16 protein-coding genes are annotated in these 20,546 nt (G+C 61.3%); 8 read left to right on the plus strand and 8 right to left on the minus strand.

Annotated features, from left to right (window positions below; translation table 11 throughout):
• Positions 1-135: 135 nt before the first annotated feature.
• Positions 136-615, plus strand: a complete 480-nt coding sequence (locus tag AC3RCM_RS11240; protein WP_014590658.1) for a VOC family protein — start codon at positions 136-138, stop codon at positions 613-615.
• A gap of 80 nt (positions 616-695) precedes the next feature.
• Here the strand turns inward: AC3RCM_RS11240 and AC3RCM_RS11245 are convergent, their stop codons facing one another.
• Positions 696-2,441, minus strand: coding sequence for a BCCT family transporter (locus AC3RCM_RS11245; RefSeq protein ID WP_064492996.1), 1,746 nt, complete (start codon positions 2,439-2,441; stop codon positions 696-698).
• A 314-nt stretch (positions 2,442-2,755) separates the two neighbouring features.
• On the opposite strand from AC3RCM_RS11245, the gene AC3RCM_RS11250 reads away from it, so the two are divergent.
• The 4 genes from AC3RCM_RS11250 (at position 2,756) to AC3RCM_RS11265 (ending at position 4,969) form a co-directional block, all read left to right on the plus strand.
• Positions 2,756-3,073: a hypothetical protein gene (locus tag AC3RCM_RS11250; RefSeq protein WP_003256033.1), complete on the plus strand. Its 318-nt coding sequence runs from the start codon at positions 2,756-2,758 to the stop codon at positions 3,071-3,073.
• A gap of 8 nt (positions 3,074-3,081) precedes the next feature.
• Entirely contained in the window at positions 3,082-3,282 is a 201-nt protein-coding gene (locus AC3RCM_RS11255; protein ID WP_064492995.1) for a DUF1289 domain-containing protein, read from the plus strand.
• Between the two features lie 50 nt (positions 3,283-3,332).
• A complete protein-coding gene (locus AC3RCM_RS11260; RefSeq protein ID WP_010954467.1) occupies positions 3,333-3,974 on the plus strand; it encodes a LysE family translocator in 642 nt (213 codons plus the stop codon).
• A gap of 206 nt (positions 3,975-4,180) precedes the next feature.
• A complete protein-coding gene (locus AC3RCM_RS11265) occupies positions 4,181-4,969 on the plus strand; it encodes a substrate-binding periplasmic protein (protein WP_064492994.1) in 789 nt (262 codons plus the stop codon).
• 69 nt (positions 4,970-5,038) lie between these two features.
• Here the strand turns inward: AC3RCM_RS11265 and AC3RCM_RS11270 are convergent, their stop codons facing one another.
• The 3 genes from AC3RCM_RS11270 to AC3RCM_RS11280 are packed head-to-tail and all read right to left on the minus strand — an operon-like array spanning position 5,039 to position 9,111.
• Entirely contained in the window at positions 5,039-6,382 is a 1,344-nt protein-coding gene (locus AC3RCM_RS11270) for a c-type cytochrome (RefSeq protein ID WP_064492993.1), read from the minus strand.
• An 18-nt stretch (positions 6,383-6,400) separates the two neighbouring features.
• On the minus strand, positions 6,401-8,656 hold the full coding sequence (locus AC3RCM_RS11275) for a xanthine dehydrogenase family protein molybdopterin-binding subunit (RefSeq protein WP_064492992.1): 2,256 nt from the start codon (positions 8,654-8,656) through the stop codon (positions 6,401-6,403).
• A complete protein-coding gene (locus tag AC3RCM_RS11280; RefSeq protein ID WP_003256023.1) occupies positions 8,656-9,111 on the minus strand; it encodes a (2Fe-2S)-binding protein in 456 nt (151 codons plus the stop codon). Before AC3RCM_RS11280 ends, AC3RCM_RS11275 begins: the two co-directional genes overlap by 1 nt.
• A gap of 270 nt (positions 9,112-9,381) precedes the next feature.
• Between AC3RCM_RS11280 and AC3RCM_RS11285 the strand changes: the two genes are divergently transcribed.
• Positions 9,382-11,568, plus strand: a complete 2,187-nt coding sequence (locus tag AC3RCM_RS11285) for an OsmC domain/YcaO domain-containing protein (RefSeq protein WP_014590666.1) — start codon at positions 9,382-9,384, stop codon at positions 11,566-11,568.
• A 209-nt stretch (positions 11,569-11,777) separates the two neighbouring features.
• Here the strand turns inward: AC3RCM_RS11285 and AC3RCM_RS11290 are convergent, their stop codons facing one another.
• The 3 genes from AC3RCM_RS11290 to AC3RCM_RS11300 form a co-directional block, all read right to left on the minus strand.
• Positions 11,778-12,656, minus strand: coding sequence for a DUF6708 domain-containing protein (locus AC3RCM_RS11290; RefSeq protein ID WP_064492991.1), 879 nt, complete (start codon positions 12,654-12,656; stop codon positions 11,778-11,780).
• Between the two features lie 2 nt (positions 12,657-12,658).
• Positions 12,659-15,649, minus strand: coding sequence for a T6SS effector BTH_I2691 family protein (locus AC3RCM_RS11295; RefSeq protein ID WP_492629614.1), 2,991 nt, complete (start codon positions 15,647-15,649; stop codon positions 12,659-12,661).
• 333 nt (positions 15,650-15,982) lie between these two features.
• Positions 15,983-16,267, minus strand: a complete 285-nt coding sequence (locus AC3RCM_RS11300; protein WP_104887775.1) for a hypothetical protein — start codon at positions 16,265-16,267, stop codon at positions 15,983-15,985.
• A gap of 164 nt (positions 16,268-16,431) precedes the next feature.
• On the opposite strand from AC3RCM_RS11300, the gene AC3RCM_RS11305 reads away from it, so the two are divergent.
• Both AC3RCM_RS11305 and AC3RCM_RS11310 read left to right on the plus strand, forming a co-directional pair.
• Positions 16,432-16,860 (plus strand): DUF2231 domain-containing protein, encoded by a 429-nt coding sequence (locus AC3RCM_RS11305; protein WP_020192131.1) that lies wholly within the window; start codon positions 16,432-16,434, stop codon positions 16,858-16,860.
• Positions 16,857-18,149 carry a PQQ-dependent sugar dehydrogenase gene (locus AC3RCM_RS11310; RefSeq protein ID WP_064492679.1) on the plus strand — a complete coding sequence of 431 codons (1,293 nt, stop codon included), beginning with the start codon at positions 16,857-16,859 and terminating at the stop codon, positions 18,147-18,149. Before AC3RCM_RS11305 ends, AC3RCM_RS11310 begins: the two co-directional genes overlap by 4 nt.
• 84 nt (positions 18,150-18,233) lie before the next feature.
• Here the strand turns inward: AC3RCM_RS11310 and AC3RCM_RS11315 are convergent, their stop codons facing one another.
• Positions 18,234-20,366 carry a TonB-dependent receptor gene (locus tag AC3RCM_RS11315; RefSeq protein WP_014861625.1) on the minus strand — a complete coding sequence of 711 codons (2,133 nt, stop codon included), beginning with the start codon at positions 20,364-20,366 and terminating at the stop codon, positions 18,234-18,236.
• Positions 20,367-20,546 lie beyond the last annotated feature (180 nt).

Here is a 20,546-nt window from a genome sequence, read left to right on the forward strand (position 1 = left end):
GGTGAGTTGACCGTCAGCGAAAGACCGTTTTTTTGTCAGCAGGTTCACTACCTGATGTCGGAAATGTCTGCAGAACCGGTACGCCGGGGCTATGAGGCTAGACTCAAGGCTCACCTTCGATCTTGGAGCAAGACCATGACTGCCAAGAACACCATCTGCCTGTGGTACGACCACGATGCCGAAGAGGCGGCGAACTTCTACGCCCGAACTTTCCCCGATAGCCGGGTTGTCGCTGTGCACCAGGCACCCGCCGATTACCCTTCAGGCAAGCAGGGCGATGTGATCACCGTGGAATTCACGGTAATGGGTATCCCTTGCGTGGGGCTCAATGGCGGCTCGGCCTTCAAGCACTGTGAGGCGTTTTCGTTCCAGGTCAGTACCGCGGACCAGGCAGAGACCGACCGCTTGTGGGATGCCATTGTCGGCAACGACGGCGAGGCCAGCGTTTGCGGCTGGTGCAAGGACAAATGGGGGATTTCGTGGCAGATCACTCCACGCATCCTCATCGAAGCCATCGGCCACCCCGACCGTGCGGCGGCCAAGCGTGCGTTCGAGGCCATGATGCAGATGGGCAAGATCGATGTGGCCAAGATAGCGGCGGCGTTGAAAGGTTGAAGCAGGTCCATGTTTCAGCAGGCGCGGTTTCGCATTGCGAACGGGCTGCGTAGCAGCCCGTGGTCTTCGGGTTGACGCCGTCAGTTGCTGGTTACTTCGGCCTCTGCCGCTGTCTTGGCCGATGCCTTCTTCTCCTGCACCACAATGTAGAACTCCTCCCCATGCTTCACCGCCCCATACAGTACGGCCTTCTCGATCAGCTCGTTGCCGCGCAGGTGGCGCAGCATCATCGGGTCCTTGCGCAGGTCGCGGTACAGCGCCAGGCATAGCAGCACCATCACCACCACGAATGGCAAGGCCACGACGATGGTCAGGTTCTGCAGCCCGGTCAGCGCCTCGCCAGGGTTACCTGGATCGCCGATCGCCAGCATGATGGCCGCCACCGTACCGGTCAGCGTCCCCCAGAAAATCACTGTGCGTCGCGATGGCGCTGTGGTGCCGTGTTCCGACAGCGTACCCATCACCAGCGAGGCGGCGTCGGCACCCGAAACGAAAAAGATGCCCACCAGGATCATCACCAGCACCGACGTTGCCGAGGCCAGCGGGTAGCTGTCCAGCAACTGGTACAGCGCGTGGTTACTGTTGACCGCACCGTTGGCCAGCTGGAAGGCGCCCTCGCGCACGGCCTCGATGGCGGCGCCACCGAAGATGGTGAACCACACCAGGCTGACCAGGCTTGGCACCAACAGCACCCCGGTAACGAACTGGCGAATGGTGCGACCGCGGCTGATGCGGGCGATGAACATGCCCACGAAAGGCGTCCAGGAGATCCACCAGGCCCAATAGAACACGGTCCAGCCGGCCAGCCAGCTGTTCATCTGTTCGCCGCCGCTGGCGTTGGTGCGGGCCATCATTTCCGGCAGCATCTTGATGTAGATGCCGAGCGAGGTCGGCAACAGATTGAGCATCAGCAGCGTCGGCCCGACCATGAACACGAACACCGCCAGCACCAGTGCCAGCACCATGTTGGTGTTGGACAGCCACTGGATACCCTTGCCGATGCCCGACACCGCCGAGGTCACGAAGGCAATGGTCAGCAGGGTGATGATCGAGATGTAGAACAGTTTACCGGGGCTTTCGATCCAGCCGTTGTATTCCAGGCCGCCGGCAATCTGCAGCGCCCCTAGGCCCAGCGAGGCGGCCGAGCCGAACAGCGTGGCGAAGATCGCCATCATGTCGATCAGGCGGCCGAGAGGGCCGTTTGCGTGCTTGCCGATCAGCGGCCGGAAGGCGGCGGAAATCAGCTGCGAGCGGCCACGGCGGAAGGTGCCGTAGGCGATTACCAGGCCGACGATGGCGTACATGGCCCAAGGGTGCAGGGTCCAGTGGAACAAAGTGGTGGCCATTGCCACCTGCATCGCTTCGCTGGTCTGCCCGCTGGCCGAGCCGGGCGGCGGCGATATGTAGTGCGACAGCGGCTCGGCCACGCCGAAGAACATCAGGCCGATGCCCATGCCGGCGCTGAACATCATCGCGACCCAGGACACCGTGCGGAACTCTGGCTGTTCGCCATCGCGGCCCAGCGGCACCCGCCCGTAACGGCTGGCGGCCAGCCACAGCACGAACACCACGAAGAGGGAGGAAGTGAGCACGAAGAACCAGCCGAAATTGAGAATGACCCAGGATTGCGCGCTGGAGGCGCTGCTGGCCAGGCTGGCCTGGTTGAGGAAGCCCCAGAGCACGAAGGCGATGGCCAGAAGGCTGGTGAAACCAAAGACGATCCAGTCAAGCTTGCCCTCGAAATGTCGATCCTGGCGGGCTTCTGCGGTTTTCGAGGGGTCTGTGACGCCAAGATCGAGTGTTTCGGGGATGTGTTCCTTTGCCATGTATGATGAGGCCCCATTTGTGTATTGCCTGGACGCGCAGGCTTGTTGTGTGGGCTGCCGAGCACGATGACGGCCTCGGCGGGGTGGATTGCTGGCGGGATTATCCTGCGCAGCAGATAGCGGCTCATGTCCCCATAACGCCATGGGGCGTCCATTGCGCGACTTGGCAAATACTTTTAGTTCTGGGGGCAATGGCCCTTTCTGCCTCGGCTTCTGGTACCCTGATGGGCATAACCCGGGACCGCACATACGAGCATCGTAGAAGCGCTGCTGCTTGCGGGCCTGGCCGCACCAGGAAACGGAGATTCGTCATAATGGCCACTGACCGTGTGAGCCTGATTCATTTCGATAAATTGAGCATGAGCCCTGCCGCTGCCGATCGGTTCCAGAAAGCCCTCGACGCGCTGGAAGCGCTCAAGCTGCAGGACCGTTACGTGTATCTCATCGCTCCTTATCTGGGTGATATCGCTGACGCCTCCGACGCCGAGCAACTGGCAACAGCCCTGGAGCAGGGCTTGCGCGTGGTCGAAGAGTTGCTGGCAGCCAGGTCGGTAACCAAGGTCAAGGCCGAGGAAGTGCGCCAGGTGTTCCACAGCGCAGGCGAACGTGCGCGGGCAGAACTGCCTGGCTGAGCAGTGGCATGGCCAAAGACATCGACAACCCCTGCGTCTCGTTATGCCAGCTCAACAGCGAACTGTGCGTGGGCTGCGGCCGTACCCGTGACGAAATTCGCAAGTGGCGGGGCATGAAGCGGCCCGAGAAAATGGCCACTGTGCAGCGTGCGGCGACGCGAATGAAGGCTATCGCCAAAAAGGCGGCCAAGCGGCAGAATGCCGGCTGAACCTGCGTGCAATTGACGCAGCCTTTCCTGTTTGTCTGACGAGCCTGAAAATGGATTCTCACTCGCTGTTCGCGTTTACCCTGGTCGCCGCCATCGCGATCGCCAGCCCCGGCCCTGCCACCTTGATGGCTATCAACAACAGCCTTGCCCATGGCCAGCGCAGCGCGATCTGGTCGTCGCTGGGCAATGGCACGGGTCTGTTCTGTCTGTCGGCAGCGGCCATGCTGGGGCTAGGCGCACTGTTGGCCAGTTCTGAAGTACTTTTCAATGCCGTGAAGATCCTGGGGGCGGGCTATCTGTTCTACCTGGGGGCGCGCCAACTGCTGAAGAAGAGCCCGATGCTGGAGCAGGGTGCCGCAGAGCGTTCAGCCAAGGTGCGGCCCACGCCGCTGAAACTGTTCAAATCGGCCTTTCTCACTGCAGTGACCAACCCGAAGGCGACCATGTTCTTTACTGCACTGTTCCCGCAGTTCATCGACCAAGGGGCTGCGCTGTTGCCGCAGTTCCTGACCTTGACCGGGATTTTCGTGGCCTTGTCGCTCACTTCGCTAAGCGCGTATGCCGCCCTGGCTGCGCGGGCCAAGGGGGTGCTGACCCGGCCGTCGCTGTCGCGCTGGGTGAACAGGGTGGTGGGCACCACCTTTATCGGTTTTGGCGCGGCGATCCTGGCGATGCGACGGCAGGGTGCCTGAAAAGCCCAGGTTGTCGCCGGCCGTGCAGGCGCTCACTGTCTGTCCTTCGGCAGATTTATCAACGGACGATGAAAGGCTCGTCTGCGGGTTGCTGATGGTCCAGACTGTCTACAGCGCGCAGATGATAGCTGCAGGCGACCACGGCAGGTGGCAGCCTTTGGCCACTACGCCGGATCGCCGGGTGTTTCATGTGCCGAGGGTCGTAGATGATCGAGCGTTGCTTCCGCCACGTCTTGCTCCTGATGTGCCTGTCACTGCTGCCCCTGGCTGCAACAGCGGATGATGCATGCCTACGGCTGACCGCCACAGGCAACCCGGAATACCCCCCGTACCTGTGGCGCGACCCGCTGAACCCTCAACGACTGATCGGTGCCAATGCCGACCTGCTCAAATACCTGGGCAAGCAGCTGGGGCTGGACATAGAGGTGGTTTATGCCGGGCCGTGGTCGCGAGCCCAGGAAGAAGTGCGCACCGGCCGGATCGACTTGATGGCCGGGTATTTCCTGACCGAAGCGCGCCGGCAGCACGTGGACTTCATTGCCCCGCCGTTTTTGCGCACGCCCAGCGTAATCTGGGTGCGCCAGGACAATGCCTTTGCCTACCAGCAATGGGCCGACCTCAAAGGCCGCAAGGGTGGCACTCTGGTCAACAACAGCCACGGCCAACAGTTCGATGAATACGCCCAGGCCAATCTCACCCTCGAAGCGGTGCCCACTGCCAGGCAGGCGTTCGAGAAGCTGATGCACAAGCGCAGCGATTACGTGGTGTACGAGCAGTATCCTGGCATGGCGCTGGCGCGCACATTGGGCATCGCAGCCACTGTGCAGGTTTTGCTGCCACCGGTGTCCAGCGAAGGGTTGTACCTGGCAATCTCACATGAGTCGCCTTGCAACCGGCCACTGCTGCGTGAGGCGCTGGCGCGGGAGATGGCGAAGATCGTTGGCGGGGCCTTGCCCGAGCAGTGGTTGAAACAGAATCTGGAGCGGTGGCAGTGACAGAGTGGCTCATGCGCTGCGCGGTCTTTGTTGGGGGCAGCCTCGCGTCGGTACATGTGCCACTCCAATTCAACGCATATGCAAGATGATGGGGCTGCTGCTAGCCGGGTCGGTATGCCCACGCAGCTTGCCTACTGCCTGCGCATCCACCGCACCCCCCTGGTTGCCCCAGGCCGTACGCACAAAGCTGAGCACGTCGGCAATCTCCTGATCACTCAACTGCTCGCGCAAAGCCGGCATGCGATAGGCGTCCGGCACCCCTGCAGCCACCACCCGCTGCGAACCATTGAGCGTGATATTGATTGCCGAGGCGCTCTCCTTGGCCAGTGCCGAAGTCGCCCCGGCCAAGGGCGGCATCCATTCGGCCTGGCCCTTGCCGTCCAGGCCATGGCACGACGCACAGCGTGTCACGTAGGTGCGCGCTCCCGGGCTGTCCAGCCGTGTCGCTGGCGATTCGGCCTGGTATTGCCATGGCGCGCCGTCCCGTTGGGGGTCGCCGGGCAGCGACTTCAGGTAGTGAGCGATGGCAGCCAGGTCGTCATCGTGCATGAATTGCGTGGAGTTGTTGAACGCCTCGGTCATCGAACCATATACCACTGCATGCCGGTTGCGCCCGGTCTTCAGGAACTGCGCGATCTCTGCCTCGCTCCAGCGCCCCAGCCCGGTGTTGTGATCGGCGCGTAGGCTGGGTGCATACCAGCCGTCGAGCAGTGCGCCGGACAGGAACGGCTTGCCGCTGTCATCCAGCGCCTTTTCATTGAAGGCCAGGCCACGTGGCGTATGGCAACTGCCGCAGTGTCCGGGGCCCTGGACGATATAGGCGCCACGGTTCCACTGTGCATCCTGCCCGGCCTTGTCGGTGTAAGGCGTAGTGGCGGCGAACAGGCCGTTCCACAAGGCGATGGGCCAGCGCAGGTTCAGCGGCCAGGGGATGTCGCTGCCCAGGTTGGCCTGCCGCGCCGGTTGCACGCCGTGCATGAAGAACGCATACAGCGCCTTGACATCATCATCGCTGAGCTTGGCGTAGGACGGGTAGGGCATCGCCGGGTACAGCCGTCGGCCACCCGGTGCGACACCCTGGCGCACGGCGCGGTCGAAGTCGGCCAGGGTGTAGTTACCGATGCCGCTGTCGCGGTCGGGGGTGATGTTGGTGGCGTGGATTGCCCCCAGCGGGGTGGCCATTTCCAGTCCGCCGGCGAACGGTTTGCCATCCGGTAGGCTATGGCAGGCCACGCAGTCACTGAGCCGGGCGACGTATTCGCCGCGGCTGACCAGCGCCGGGTCGGCAGCAGTGGCCTGTGCGTCGGCAAACGGTGATGCGGGTTCACGGGTGACATACCAGGCCAGCAGGCCCGCCGCGACCAGGCACGGCAGCGCCAGCCAGCCAGCGGTTCTTGCGAAACGATGGGTCATGAGGCGTCCCTTGTGCGATCAGCTGAAGGTGTGGCGGCTCAATGGCAAACTGCGCACGCGCTGGCCGGTGAGCTGCGCGACCGCGTTGGCCACCGCCGGGGCCACGGCGGGCAGCGGTGGTTCGCCGATGCCGCCCATCTTCGCCCCGCTTTCGATGATGCGCACATGCACCCGCGCCATGCGCGAAGGCGGCAGGATCGGGTACAGGTCGTAATTGCGTGCGCGCGGCTTGCCATCCACGTACACCGCTTCTTCCACCAGCGTCTGCGACAGGCCCAGGGCGACGGCGCCGTTGACCTGGTGCTCGATGATCGCCGGGTTGACGATGCTGCCCGGGTCGATGGCTTGCCAGATGTCGTGCACCCTGACCTGGCCGTTGTCGATCGAAACCTCGGCAATGACCGCAGCCTCCGAGCCGAACGGTGAGGCCATGGCCACGCCGCGTGCGCGCTTGCTGCCGTCCTCGGCGGTGAACGGTCCGCGCTTCCAGCCGCCGGACAAGTCGGCCACTGCGTTCAGCAGGGTGGTCAGTCTCGGGTTGTCGCGCAGCAGGTGCAGGCGCAGTTCAAACGGGTCCTTGCCACCTTTGTCCGCCAGTTCGTCCAGGAATGATTCGTAGAAGAAGTCGTTCAGCGAGTTACCTACCGAGCGCCAGTAACCAAGCATGGCCGGGCCTTTGACGTAGATCTGGGCAATGCGCTTGTTGGCGATGGCGTAGGACTTGCCTGACAGCCCCTCAAGCGCGGTCGGGTCGATCTTCTCCCCTTGTTTTCCAGCAAGTGCCTCGGTTGGGCCCTCGGTGGCGCTGACCGCTTCGAGCGCCACTGGCATACCGTCTGCGTCCAGCCCGGCGCGGAACTTCACCACTGCCACGGGGCGCAGTACATCGCGCAAGAACTCCTCTTCGCGACTCCAGATAAGCTTCACCGGCCGGCCAACCGCTTTGGCCAGGGCAATGGCCTGCGGGTAAGGGTTGGCAGAGTCGTACAGGAAGTGGCGGCCAAAGAAGCCGCCCAGCAGCGGTGAGTGCAGGTTGATTTGTGCAGGCTCCAGGCCGGTGCGTCTGGCAATGTCGTCACGGAACATGTCCGGGGCCTGGTTGGGCAGCCAGACGTCGAGGCTGCCGTCCGGGTTGAAGCGGGCGAGGGCGGACGGTGGCTCCAGCTGGGCATGGTTCAGGTACTGGTTGTGGTAGCTGGCCTCGACCTTGGTCTTGGCGTTGGCCAAGGCGCCGGCAATATCCCCTTCGTTCTCTTCATCACGGGACGGCCCTTGCACCGTAGCGAGGTGTTCGCGCCAGGCGTCGCTGGAAAAGTCGGCCGGCATCGGTCGCACTTTGCTGTCGGCGGCCGGTTCTTTCCAGTCCACCTGAATCGCCTCCACTGCACGCTTGGCGTGCCACCAGCGCTCGGCGACCACAGCCACGGCGCCTGGCAGCTGATGCACAGAATGTACGCCTTTCATGGCCTTGATCTGGTCTTCGTTGCGCAGGCTGCCAACCGTCATGCCCAGGCGCGGTGCATGCTGCACGGCAGCGTGGAGCATGCCGTCGACCTTGATGTCGATGCAGTACTGGGCCTTGCCGGTGGACTTGTCGTAGGCATCCAGGCGGCGTACGGGCTTTCCAATCCAGCGAAACTGGCTGGGGTCGCGCAGCTTGATGCTGGCCGGGTCGGGCACCGGCAGGTCCATGGCGCGACCGGCCAGCTCACCGTAGGGTACGGAACGTCCGCTCGTGGTATGTACTACGTTACCCGGCGTGGTAGAAAGCTCATCGACCGGTACACCCAGGTGTTCGGCGCCCGCCTGCAGCAGCATGCCCCGGGCGAGCGCGCCCAGGCGGCGCATGGTCGGGTAGCTCATGCGTACCGACATGCTGCCACCGGTGATGCGCATGCCGTTCTCCATCACCACGTAGGCTTCGCCCGGTGGTGCGCTATCGACCACGAAATGGGCCGGGTCGACATCCAGCTCTTCACCCACAATCTGCGCCATGGCGGTGAAAGGGCCTTGTCCGCCTTCCATGAAGGGGCTCAGCAGGCGCACCGTGCCGTCCGGGCGAATCTCCAGAAATGCAGGCACCTGGGTGCCGCGTTCAGCCGTTGCCGCAGCGGCGGCTGCTGCCTGCACGCGGGCCGAGCCCATGGGCAGGCCGAAACCTAGCACCAGGGCACCGACTGCGGTGCCGGCAAGAAAGCGCCGACGTGACAGGTTGACCGTTTCGCCCCGCTGCAGCCTGAGCAGTTCGGCGGGTGTATCGACTGGCGTGTTCATCAGGCCTGCTCCCCCTGGGCCAGGTCATGCACGGCGGCATGGATGGCGTTGTAGGTGCCGCATCGGCACAGGTTGACCATGGCTGCATCGATCTGCGCATCGCTGGGTTTGGGCGTGTGCTTGAGCAGCGCCGTGGCTGCCATTACCTGGCCAGACTGGCAATAGCCGCATTGAGCCACCTGGTGCTCAACCCAGGCGGCGACCACCCGTTTGCCGACGGGGTCGGCTTCGATCGCCTCGATGGTGGTGACCTCACGCCCCACCACACCGGCCACCGGGGTAACGCAGGCGCGCACCACATTGCCGTCCACCAGCACCGAACAGGCGCCGCACTGGGCCAAGCCGCAGCCATACTTGGTGCCGGTCAGCCCCAAGTCATCGCGGATTACCCACAGCAGGGGCGTGTCGGCGTCCGCCTCGACCTGATAGGTCTTCTGGTTGATGCGTAGTTCCATGGTTTCACCTGCCCGTCACGGTTGTTGTCGCTGTGTTTTTTCTGCATGGGGAATACGTTGTCCCCCGGTGCAGAAACGCTAGCACAGGAGGATGACCGCTGGTCTGGTGGCGGGGGTGGCTTCAGAGGATCAGGCAAGTAATCCGGTGGAATACGCAAGCCAGCTTCGAAAAATCAAGCCTGCGGTCGGCGTTGAACAGGACTTGCGCAACGAAAACCCGGATAATGCCGGCCAATTTCGTTTTGCACGCTTAAATCACGGTAATCCCGCATGGAAATCAAGGTCAATTTTCTCGACAATCTCCGTCTCGAAGCCAAATTCGATGACTTCACGGTGATCGCCGACCAACCTATCCGCTACAAAGGCGATGGTTCGGCCCCCGGCCCGTTCGACTATTTCCTGGCGTCTTCGGCCTTGTGCGCGGCTTACTTCGTCAAGCTGTACTGCCAGACCCGCGATATTCCCACCGAAAACATCCGCCTGTCGCAGAACAACATCGTCGATCCGGAAAACCGCTACAACCAGATCTTCAAGATCCAGGTCGAACTGCCCGAGGACATCTCCGACAAGGACCGTCAAGGCATCCTGCGCTCCATCGACCGCTGCACGGTAAAAAAGGTGGTGCAGACCGGCCCTGAGTTCGTTATCGAAGTGGTCGACAACCTCGATGCCGATGCCCAGGGGTTGTTGATGCCGGTGTCGGACACCAGCACCTATATCCCCGGCAAGGACCTGCCGCTGGAGCAGACCATTGCCAACATGTCGGGCATCCTCGCCGGGCTGGGGATGAAGATCGAGATCGCCTCGTGGCGCAACATTGTGCCCAACGTCTGGTCGCTGCATGTACGCGATGCGCAGTCACCGATGTGTTTTACCAACGGTAAAGGCGCCACCAAGGAGGCTGCGCTGGCCTCAGCGCTGGGTGAGTTCATCGAGCGCCTCAACTGCAACTTCTTCTACAACGACCAGTTCTGGGGCGAAGACCTGGCCAACGCCCCGTTCGTGCACTACCCGAACGAACAGTGGTTCAAGCCGGGCCCGCGCGACGCGCTGCCGGCCGAGATCCTCGATGAGCACTGCCTGGCGATCTACAACCCTGACGGGGAGCTGCGTGGTTCGCACCTGTATGACACCAACTCGGGTAACACGGCGCGGGGCATCTGTTCGCTGCCGTTCGTGCGCCAGTCCGACCAGCAGGTGGTGTACTTCCCGTCCAACCTGATCGAAAACCTGTTCCTCAGCAATGGCATGAGCGCGGGCAACACCTTGGCTGAGGCGCAGGTGCAGTGCCTGTCGGAAATCTTCGAGCGCGCGGTGAAGCGCGAAATCCTCGAGGGTGAGTTGTGCCTGCCGGACGTGCCGCAAGAGGTGCTGGCCAAATACCCGGCGATCCTCGCTGGCATCCAGGGCCTGGAAGAGCAAGGCTTCCCGGTACTGGTCAAGGATGCGTCGCTGGGGGGCGAGTTCCCGGTCATGTGCGTGACCTTGATGAACCCGCGCACGGGTGGCGTGTTTGCCTCGTTCGGTGCCCACCCGAGCCTGGAAGTGGCGCTGGAGCGCAGCCTCACCGAACTGCTGCAGGGCCGCAGCTTCGAAGGCCTGAACGACCTGCCGCAACCCACCTTCGAAAGCCACGCGCTGACCGAGCCGAACAACTTCGTCGAGCATTTCATCGACTCTAGCGGCGTGGTGTCGTGGCGCTTCTTCAGCGCCAAGGCCGACTTCGAATTCGTCGAGTGGGACTTCTCCGGGCACGGCGAGGACTCCAACCAGCAGGAGGCCGCGACCCTGTTCGGCATCCTCGAAGACCTGGGCAAGGAAGTGTACATGGCGGTGTACGACAACCTTGGCGCCACCGCGTGCCGTATCCTGGTGCCGGGCTATTCGGAAATCTACCCGGTCGAGGACCTGATCTGGGACAACACCAACCGCGCCTTGTCGTTCCGTGCCGACATCCTCAACCTGCACAGCCTCGACAGCCGCTCGCTGAAGCTGCTGCTCAAGCGCCTGGACAACTGCGATGTGGATGACTACACCACCATCACCACGCTGATTGGTGTGGAGTTCGACGAGAACACGGTGTGGGGCCAACTGACCATTCTCGAACTGAAGTTGCTGATCTGCCTCGCGGTGCAGCGTTTCGAGGATGCCAAGGAACTGGTCGAGGCATTCTTGCAGTTCAACGACAACACCGTAGACCGCGGCCTCTTCTACCAGGCGCTGAACGTGGTGCTGGAAGTGCAACTGGATGACGAACTGGAGATGGATGACTACGAAGCCAACTTCCGCCGTATGTTCGGCAATGCGCGCATGGACGCGGTATTGGGCTCGTTGGACGGCAGTGTGCGCTTCCATGGCCTGACCCCGACCAGCATGAAGCTCGAAGGCCTTGATCGCCACCTGCGCCTGATCGACAGCTACAAGAAACTGCACGCGGCCCGGGCCAAGTTCGCCTGACAGGCGCTGCGCCCAATCATCGCCGGCAAGCCAGCGCCACAGGTATTGCACCGCTCTTGAGATTTGTGCCGAACCTGTGGGCGCTGGCTTGCCTGCGATAAGTCAGGAGCCGTCCTACAGCCCTTTGATCTGGGCGCCATCCCCATTCTGTCTTGCCGCGTTGCCATCCAGGCGCGTAGCGTTCTCTTCCTATCCACTTCAGGTGGTGACTATTCGGGCTTAGCAGGCCCACCTTCGAAAGCCTCCGCCGGTGGTGGCGCTGCACGGACATTGAAAAGCTTGCAGACACAGTACCAACAGAGAGCGACGGTCAGGTTGTAGGGGAACAGCACCGCCCAGAACGGCAATTGCCAGTTCTTTTTGCCCTGCATTTCACCGGGCTCGCCGGTTCGCCAGGGGGCATAGTGGCGCCAGGCTTCTGCCGGGGTCAGGCAGATGGCGTGCAGTGGCTTGTGCCACCAGTTGGGTTCACCGGGCGGGGGGAGTTTGTCCGGGCCGTGGTCCATGAAGTGGCGCAGGTATTCCCACACTTCGGCGACATGCTTGACGCCGGGTTCGGTGGGTTCGTTGCTGTCGACCCAGAGGCAGTCTTTTTGATGCAGGCTGCCGTCTTCCCGGCGGGGGGCGAAGGCGAGGGCATAGCTGGTGCTGAACGATGAGCCGCCGTATTCGGTGCGCTTGAAGATGCCACCTCCGGTGTTGGCCCATTCGAATATTAGTACCTTACTCAGACGTTGGTAATAGATTTTTTGGGTTGACCGATTGAAGCAGAAACTTGATAGGCGTTTTATGAAATATATTCGATAGGCTAAGAATGGGAGGAAGATGAAAGGTGTAATTAGTGTAAGGAGGATAAAGGTATGACTAAAGGTGTATGGGTTCCAGGCTTCACTGGTTAGTAAGTAAGGGTAGGTGAAGACAACGAGCGCAATGGTCATTGCACAGTACAGCTTTCCCATAAAGACTGAGTCTGTTACCCAGGGGTTTTTCAGGCATAAGGTGGTTTTTGACAAGCTTGATAGTTGCCCGCCAATAGCGGGCTTATGCCCTGAACTTGAGCCTGAATTGAATATCCAGATGGTTGCCATGATCAGCGCTCCAGACGAAAAATTGACAGGGTCTCATTATCTTCGTCCAGGCCTTGATTGGCGTTGTAGGTTAGATGAAGTGAGACATGATTTTGGTTGGCTAGGGTGTTTTCGAAATGTAGAACTAAGCCAGCATCTACGATGTGGCCGGTCGGGCTGATTGGAAAAACGTCAATTCCTTGGTCGTCACGGAGGGAACTCAAACTTCCTGACCATTCACTTACGCCTAGCCTGAACGCAGGCAGCAGCACTGTGAATTCTACGGTTGGTTGGGATGTGGCTACTTCGTTATGTGTGATAGCTGTCCAATTTGGCGGCGACCAGTGGTTGTTCTGATGCCATCGGGTGTCGACTTTAGTTATGCCGAGGGATAGGGCCTGCTCGGCGGATAGTAGCTTGGGTCCGTAATGTTCATTGTGCCAAGCCTTAATTTCTGTTTGTAGTGAGGTGAAAGCAGGAAGTTTTTTGTCAAAGTCCAAGTTGATGTCAGCGTGCGACTCTCCATCATTGATGCGATTACCGAATATGCTACGTGCTGCCCACAGTTCTATTGGGCTGTGAAGGTGCTCATGTGCCTTGGCGTGCAGGTAGAGGCCTCCTGCAATGATGGCTACTCCTACGAGGACAAGGGCCGCTGCGGCCCATCCGGCAAAGGGCACAACCGATGTCACGCCCGCGATTGCAAGTCCTGCTTCAAGGACGACAGCGGAACCGACAGCCATGGTGAAACCACCAGTCAACGTGTAATCGGCAGCCGCTTGATTGCCGTTCGCTTTCTGGCGCCTTGCTTTGGAGATATCAGAAAGCAAGCTAAATGCAATTGCCGGGTAACCGGCTAAACGCGCAAACAGATTGCTACCCAAGAACTTGATAATCCCATTGCCAAAGGCCATGCCCGGCGCTGTGGCACTTAATCTCAGCATGACGGCCTTATGCGTTGCCCGCACGCTGACCATTGTTGCCGCCGCTGCACCGATCACCCCGAAAACAGATGAAGCGAACCCCAGGGTGTATTCCGGTGCGTCGCTCTTCTGCAGGCTGTTGTAGGCCGTCTTGAGCGATAAGATGTTGAACCACAGCATCCCCGCGTTTAAACCACCACCACCGCCGGAGGTGAGCAGCCCGAGAAAGTTAGGTTTCACCCGCGCAGTGGTGGTCAGCTCGATCGACACCGTGCGGCTACCCGAGATGCGCAACGCTTTCATCTCTTCAACCTGCGCCATGCCGCTCTTCAAATACCGCTGCACCTCCTGGCTAAATGGATTTTCCGTAATGGCCTGCTCGGTGATTCGATAGCGCGCCGCCAACAACCCCAGTGCTTTCTCGGCATTGGCCTCACGCGCTGCCAGCAACACTTGCTGGCGCAGGCCATGGCTGGCATCCCAACGGGTCTGGCCACGCAGGCGCTTGAGCACCACGGCATTGACCGACTGGGCGGTGAGGTCGGTGATGTCAGCCATGGCCGGGAAGCGACCGGCCAGCCCTTCGATCACGTTGTCGCTGGCGCCGAACAAGGTGCCGATCGAATCGGCTTTGTCCTTGAACGGGTTGAACGGCGCCAAGGCGGTGTAAAGCGGGCTGTCGTGCTGGTCCAGCCATTGCTCCAGGCGTTTGAAGCGTCGGTCATGATCTTCGGTGCCGGGTGTCGGCTGGCCCATCGGGTGAATCAGCAACGCCAGTGAGATTTCCAGACCGCGGGCGGAGGTGCGTTCGTCGCGGTCATAACAGGCCAAGGCGGCTGCCAGGCTGTAGGGGTTATCGATGTGTTGGGATTCGGCCGTCGCCAGCCAGGTGTCATGATCGTTGCTGGCTTGCAAGGCCAGGTTGCGCAGGGCGGCAATCCGCCGTTCCAGCGCGTCGCGTTCGGCGAGGAAGCGCCGGTATTTGTCGACATCGAGGCGCTGTGCCAGGCGTGCGCCGTTGGGGGAGTAGTCTTCATGGGTGAGGGCCTGGAAATGTGACTCGGCCGGCGACAGGGCGGGCCCCCGGCGTGACGTGCCCAGCCTGAACGCGGCCAGTTCCGGTGAAGGGGCATCCGCCGGGTACAGGCTTTCCAGCGTCTTGTTCAGCAGCATGGCGACCAGGTTGCGATGGTGAAAGTCGCGGCTCTGCGGGCTGAGCTGTTCGGCATCCAGCCGGTAGCATGCCGGCACGCGCTCCTGCTCGGGAGGTTGGGCGGGTCTTGTGTGCTCCAGTTGCTCGGCCGGCATCAGGTCACGCAGTTGATGCTGGTAGGCCGAGACCGACAGGCTCAGGTCCAGGGCCATGCCTTCGGCATCGGCGAGCGCCACCACCACCGGCACTTTCGGTTGGGTCCAGGGGTAGTGCCGGGCGATGGCATTGAGGTTGCCGATGGGTAAGGTTTCGGTGATCGGGTCGCTGCTCCAGGTCAGCGGCATGCGCCGCTCGGTTGGCTTGAAGTCTTCGACCCAGGTTTGCAGGGCACTGACTGGCAACACATGGGGCTGGGTGGACGGCGCCTGGTTGCCGCTCACCAGCTCGGCCATGTCCAGCTGGCGCATGTGCCGTTTGCGCAGGGCTGCCGAACCGGTGATACGGGCGGTGATGGCGTTGGTCCACAGGTGCGGGCTGTAGCCGATCCACACTTCCTTGGCGGTGTCCTGGCAGGTGTCGGCCCACACCCAGCCGGTGCTCTGGCCGGACAGGTAGCGCTCACGGCGGTGGTAGTCCTCCAGCCCTTGGTAGCGCAGCTCCTTGTAGAGGCCCGCGCCGACGTGCTCATGAATGACCAGCTTTTCGCCCTGAGGGCCTTTCATGAACACGTAGACATAGCCCGGGCGCAAAGCGCGGAGGGTGTAGGCCGAGTGCTGCAGCATGGGGAAGCCTTGTTCCAGGTTGAAGCCTGCATCGGCATAGCGGCAGGCGGGGGCGTCGCCGGTGCGGGGCACGATGGCGTAGCGCACTGGCAGGATGGGCACGCGTGCGCTGCAGGCAGGGCCGGAGGTGGCGCTACTGACGGAGGCATTGGTCATGCGAGCTCCTTGCTCAGAGAGACAGTCTTTTCCAACCAGAGACGCACTGCGGCAACTTTCAGTACTGACAAGACTGAAATGCCGTTATTCATACTGTGCTGGATTTCAGGCCCGACTCTATACTGTAAGAAGTTTCCTACTTACTTGCTGAGATGACCGGGCGATCAAGTATCTGGAATTCAAGTGAAAGACAATGCCTCGATCGCTGCTTTTCGGTCGAGGATGAAAGTGTAAGATTTTATTTGAATGTATATGTATTGTGTTTGCGCAATATCGTGTGAAAAGTTGCAGTGTTTTTTGTAGGAAGTTTCGTACTTTAAGATTGTTATATGTTCAGTTTTTGCACTTGGCCATCACTACCTGGCAAGTCCTGGGCGTGCCTCCCGAGCGGCTGGCATAACGCACGCAGTTGTTCAGGGATTTCTGTTGCGCAATGCTCAATGTATTGCCCCAGGCCAGGCCGCCTTCACCGGTAGTGGGGACGGCCTTGGCAAAGCAGTTGGAGCCTACTGCAGGCGTGGCGTAGCGTGCCTTGCTGGCGTTGCTGGAGCAGCCAGCGAGAGCCAGGCTGAGGCCGAGCAGGGTGGCCAGTGCCCAGGACGCATGTGGTCTGCTCATGTTTTCCCCTTCTGCGCTTGGCAGCAAATGCCTTGCAGGATATTTCATTACAGCGAAGCGGTGAACTATCTCGGCGTCAAGGGGCTCCTTTGCTAAGCGCACCCTGCGCTTACCTGATGGCGCAAGACCATCAACCCTGGGTCACTGAATGAAAAGGAGGCACCGTGACCGCACCTGATCAAACCCTCTACCGCTGTACGCCCAGCCCGCTGCACGCCCTGCTGCTGGCGGGCAGTGTGCCGTTGTTCCTCGGCGCGCTGCTGAGCGATATCGCCTACTACAACAGCTATCAGATTCAGTGGAGCAACTTCGCCGCCTGGCTGATCGCCGGGGCCCTGGTCTTCTGTGGGCTGGCACTGTTGTTCGCGCTGGCCAACCTGATCCGCGCAGAGCGCAAGGGTGGGCGCGCTACGCTGTACTTCGTGCTGCTGCTGGTGACTTGGGTGCTTGGGCTGATCAATGCCTTTGAGCATGCCAAGGACGCCTGGGCGGTGATGCCTTCTGGGCTGGTGTTGTCGGTAATCGTGACAGTGCTCGCGGTGGTGGCCGCCTGGACCGGTTTGAGCAACCTGCGTTCAGGAGGTGTGGCATGAAGCCTTTGCATGCATTTAGCCTGTTGGGCGTGGCGCTATTGCTGAGTGCCTGTGGTGGCGACGGCGAGCCGACCCAGGCCCATGGCCCGGACCCGAAGCTGCCGGAGCCTCAGCGCGGTTTGCTGCCGAGCATGAAGATTGCGCAACCGGCTGCCTGGGGCGAACTGAAACCGACCGTGCCGGAGGGCTTCAGTGTCACCGCCATTGCCACCGGCCTGAAAATCCCGCGCCAGAGCCTGGTGCTGCCCAATGGCGACATTCTGGTGGCTGAGGGCAGGGGGGGCAGCGCGGCCAAGCTCAAGCCCAAGGATGTAATCGCCAGCCAGATCAAGGCCAAGGGCAATACCCAGGTCAAGGGTGGCAACCGCCTGACCTTGCTGCGCGATGCTGACGGCGATGGCAACTACGAGGTACAGGCCGTGTTTGCGGATAACCTCAACGCACCGTACGGCCTAGCCTATGCCAACGGCAAGCTGTATGTAGCCAACCAGGATGCGCTGGTGCGCTTTGACTACAAGGAAGGCCAGACCCAGGCCGACGGCCCGCCAACCAAGGTCACCGACCTGCCGGCCGAAATCAACCACCATTGGACCAAGGCACTGACCATCAGCCCGGATGGCCGCTTCTTGTATGTGGGTATCGGCTCGAACAGCAACATCACCGAGCGCGGCCTGGAGGTGGAGATCGATCGGGCCATGGTCTGGCAGGTCGATGCCGAGACCGGCGCTCACCGGCCCTATGCCACCGGCTTGCGTAACCCGACGGCATTGACCATTCAGCCGCAGACCGGGCAGTTGTGGACGGTGGTCAATGAGCGGGATGAGTTGGGACCTGACCTGGTGCCCGACTACCTGACCTCGGTGCGTGAGGGTGGCTTCTATGGTTGGCCTTACAGCTACTGGGGGCAGCATGTGGATGAGCGGGTGCGGCCACAGAACCCGGATAAGGTGGCGGCGGCGATCAAGCCGGATTACAGCCTGGGTTCGCATGTGGCTGCACTGGGTGTGGACTTCTCGACCCCGGCAATGGGCGAGCGCTTTGCCGACGGTGTATTCGTGGGTGAGCACGGCAGCTGGAACCGGCCTAACCCGGTGGGATACAAGGTGATCTTCGTGCCGTTCAGCAATGGCAAGCCTGCAGGGGAGCCGATCGACTTCGCCACGGGCTTTCGCGGTGAGGATGGCAAGACCCGGGGGCGACCGGTTGGGGTGACGGTGGACCCGCGGGGAGCGTTGATCATTGCCGATGACCTGGCGAATACGGTGTGGCGGGTGACGCGTAATCGCTGAATGCTATCTGATCAAATCGTCAAAGCTTGCTGGCGATGGGCCGCAGAGCGGCCCAATTGCTGAATGACAGGCATTGCGCGTGGGTCAGAAGCGGTAGTTGAAGCTGGCTTCCAGCGTGCGCGGTGCCCCTGGGGTGATCAGGTCGACCGAGCCATGTGCCGAGGCATAGTAGTCACGGTCGAACACGTTCTTCAGGCGCAGCGCGGCATCCCACTGCGGCACGCTGTACAGCAGCGCGGCGTCGAAGGTGGTATAGCCTGGCATCACCACCACATTGTCGAGTGCTGTGTAGCGTTCGTCGACGTAGTTGGCTCCGGCGGCCACGCGCCACTCTGGTGTCAGGGTACGTACCAGCCAGACGTTGGCGCTGTTGCGCGGCGTCAGGGTAGGTGTCTGGCCTTCGTTCGCCACGCCATTGGTCTTGCTGTTGGACTTGGTGATTTCGGCGTCCAGGTAAGCGTAACCGGCATAGATCTGCCACTTGTCGGTGAGATGCCCGCTGACGGTGGCTTCAAAGCCATCGGTACGCTGTTCGCCAGCCAATACGGTCAGGTTGGGGTTGGCCGGGTCGGCAGTCTTCATGTTGGTGCGCTCAAGGCGGAACACTGCGGCGGTCAGTGACAGGCGGCTGTCGAGCAGGTCCCATTTGGCGCCGATTTCATAGTTGGTGGTTTCTTCCGGCTCCAGGTGCTGGTTGCTCGGGCTCACCGCGAATACTTCGCCAGAAGGCTGATAGCTGCGGCTGACCGACACATAGTAGGACTGGATGGCGTCTGGCTGGTAGACCAGACCCGCACGCGGGCTCCAGGTCTTGTCGGTACGATCGAGGTCGATGTTCTGCACTCGGTCGTCGTCGTACTCCTGGCCAAAGATGTCATAACGCACACCGACCAACGCCTTCCAGTGCGCGTTCAGCTCGATCATGTCCTGCACGTACAGACCGGTGGTCTGCTGGAAGTTGGTGCCCTTGGAAGACAGGTTTGCGGCATGTTCCGGTACCGGCACCAAGGCATCGCGGTAAACCGGTACCTGGGCCACGTTGGTCTGGCTCAGCACGCGCTGGTATTTGTCCTGAAAGCCTGCTTCCACGCCATACAACAGGTTGTGCTGCATGCCCGCCAGTTGCGCCTGTTGCTTGAGCTCCGTCTGGTTGAACACACCGTACTCATCGCGGGCGACGTTGCCGCGGTTGAGCTTGATCAGCAGTTCACCATCGGGCGCGGTGACGAAGCGCGTCGGGCTGCTGTCGGCCAAGGTGTTGTTGCGGTCCAGGTCGTAGCGGTAGTAACGGCTGGTGTTGGTCAGGGTGAAGTTGTCGTTGATGCGGTAGTCCAGGCTGGCTGTAAGCGAGAACACCTCGCTGCGGGCGTAATCCTGGTCAGCATCGCCAGAGCCGAAGCGCTTGTCGCGGTCCACGTCCACCGGGCGGTTGCCCAGGGCCGGTATGCCGAAGTCGATCAGGCGCTTGTCGTACAGGTAGGTGGCGCCCAGGTTCAGTTCCAGGTCGTCCGAGAGACGGAAGTAGGCCGACGGCGCGATGGCCTTGCGGTCGATGTAGCCATCATCGCGGAAGGTGTCGCTGTCTTCGAAGGCACCCGTTACGCGGTAGGCCTGATTGCTTTGCGGGTCGGCCCAGCCGGTGTCGAATTGGGTTCGGCGTTTGCCTTCGCTGTCGACGTTCATGCCGACTTCGCGCTTGGGCGTGAAGCTTGGTTTCTTGCTGATGCTGTTGATCAGCCCGCCCGAGGAGCCACGGCCATACAGCACCGCGGCCGGGCCCTTGATCACCTCGACACGCTCGATGTTGGACAGATCGCGAAAGTACAGGGCGTCGTCACGCACGCCATCTATGTACATGTCGCCAATGGCGCTGAAGCCACGGATGGTTACCTGATCGCGTTGGCCGTCGCCGTTGGACAGGCCGATGCCGGGCACGTTCTTCAGCACGTCTTCCATGGACTGTGCGCCTTGGTCCTTGATCACGCTTTCGGGAACGACGTTGACAGTTTGCGGGATATCGCGCAGCGGCGCGTCGATCTTCATGGCGCTGCGGCTTTCACTGGCCTTGTAGCTTTGCTGCTCATAGACGCTGGTGACGGCGGTCGCAGGCAGGGCGAGGCTACTTTGCGTATCGGTTTGGGCGGCAGCGTGTACAGCAGGCACAACGAGCAGGCCCAGCATGGAAATGGATGCTGGGGCAACAGACCTTTTTGCCATTACAGGCGACTCTTTGTTGTTATCGGGAGTCACGAATAGTAATGATTTGCAAATGTAAAGCAAGTGTAAAGAATTCGTATTAGCTATAACAGTGGTTTTTGCGCCGAAATGCGTCGCGCGCCGGAAGGGCCGGCAAGGCGGCAGGTAATGGCTATGCTTGATACCGCGTGAACCTTTCAC

Source organism: Pseudomonas sp. GW823-FHT05G12, from assembly GCF_058795575.1.

What these genes read in the sequence shown, in the direction of transcription:
- AC3RCM_RS11240 (WP_014590658.1), top strand. Translation starts at nt 136, where the DNA reads ATGACTGCCAAGAACACCATCTGCCTGTGGTACGACCACGATGCCGAA.
- AC3RCM_RS11245 (WP_064492996.1), bottom strand. Translation starts at nt 2,441, where the DNA reads ATGGCAAAGGAACACATCCCCGAAACACTCGATCTTGGCGTCACAGAC.
- AC3RCM_RS11250 (WP_003256033.1), top strand. Translation starts at nt 2,756, where the DNA reads ATGGCCACTGACCGTGTGAGCCTGATTCATTTCGATAAATTGAGCATG.
- AC3RCM_RS11255 (WP_064492995.1), top strand. Translation starts at nt 3,082, where the DNA reads ATGGCCAAAGACATCGACAACCCCTGCGTCTCGTTATGCCAGCTCAAC.
- AC3RCM_RS11260 (WP_010954467.1), top strand. Translation starts at nt 3,333, where the DNA reads ATGGATTCTCACTCGCTGTTCGCGTTTACCCTGGTCGCCGCCATCGCG.
- AC3RCM_RS11265 (WP_064492994.1), top strand. Translation starts at nt 4,181, where the DNA reads ATGATCGAGCGTTGCTTCCGCCACGTCTTGCTCCTGATGTGCCTGTCA.
- AC3RCM_RS11270 (WP_064492993.1), bottom strand. Translation starts at nt 6,382, where the DNA reads ATGACCCATCGTTTCGCAAGAACCGCTGGCTGGCTGGCGCTGCCGTGC.
- AC3RCM_RS11275 (WP_064492992.1), bottom strand. Translation starts at nt 8,656, where the DNA reads ATGAACACGCCAGTCGATACACCCGCCGAACTGCTCAGGCTGCAGCGG.
- AC3RCM_RS11280 (WP_003256023.1), bottom strand. Translation starts at nt 9,111, where the DNA reads ATGGAACTACGCATCAACCAGAAGACCTATCAGGTCGAGGCGGACGCC.
- AC3RCM_RS11285 (WP_014590666.1), top strand. Translation starts at nt 9,382, where the DNA reads ATGGAAATCAAGGTCAATTTTCTCGACAATCTCCGTCTCGAAGCCAAA.
- AC3RCM_RS11290 (WP_064492991.1), bottom strand. Translation starts at nt 12,656, where the DNA reads ATGGCAACCATCTGGATATTCAATTCAGGCTCAAGTTCAGGGCATAAG.
- AC3RCM_RS11295 (WP_492629614.1), bottom strand. Translation starts at nt 15,649, where the DNA reads ATGACCAATGCCTCCGTCAGTAGCGCCACCTCCGGCCCTGCCTGCAGC.
- AC3RCM_RS11300 (WP_104887775.1), bottom strand. Translation starts at nt 16,267, where the DNA reads ATGAGCAGACCACATGCGTCCTGGGCACTGGCCACCCTGCTCGGCCTC.
- AC3RCM_RS11310 (WP_064492679.1), top strand. Translation starts at nt 16,857, where the DNA reads ATGAAGCCTTTGCATGCATTTAGCCTGTTGGGCGTGGCGCTATTGCTG.
- AC3RCM_RS11315 (WP_014861625.1), bottom strand. Translation starts at nt 20,366, where the DNA reads ATGGCAAAAAGGTCTGTTGCCCCAGCATCCATTTCCATGCTGGGCCTG.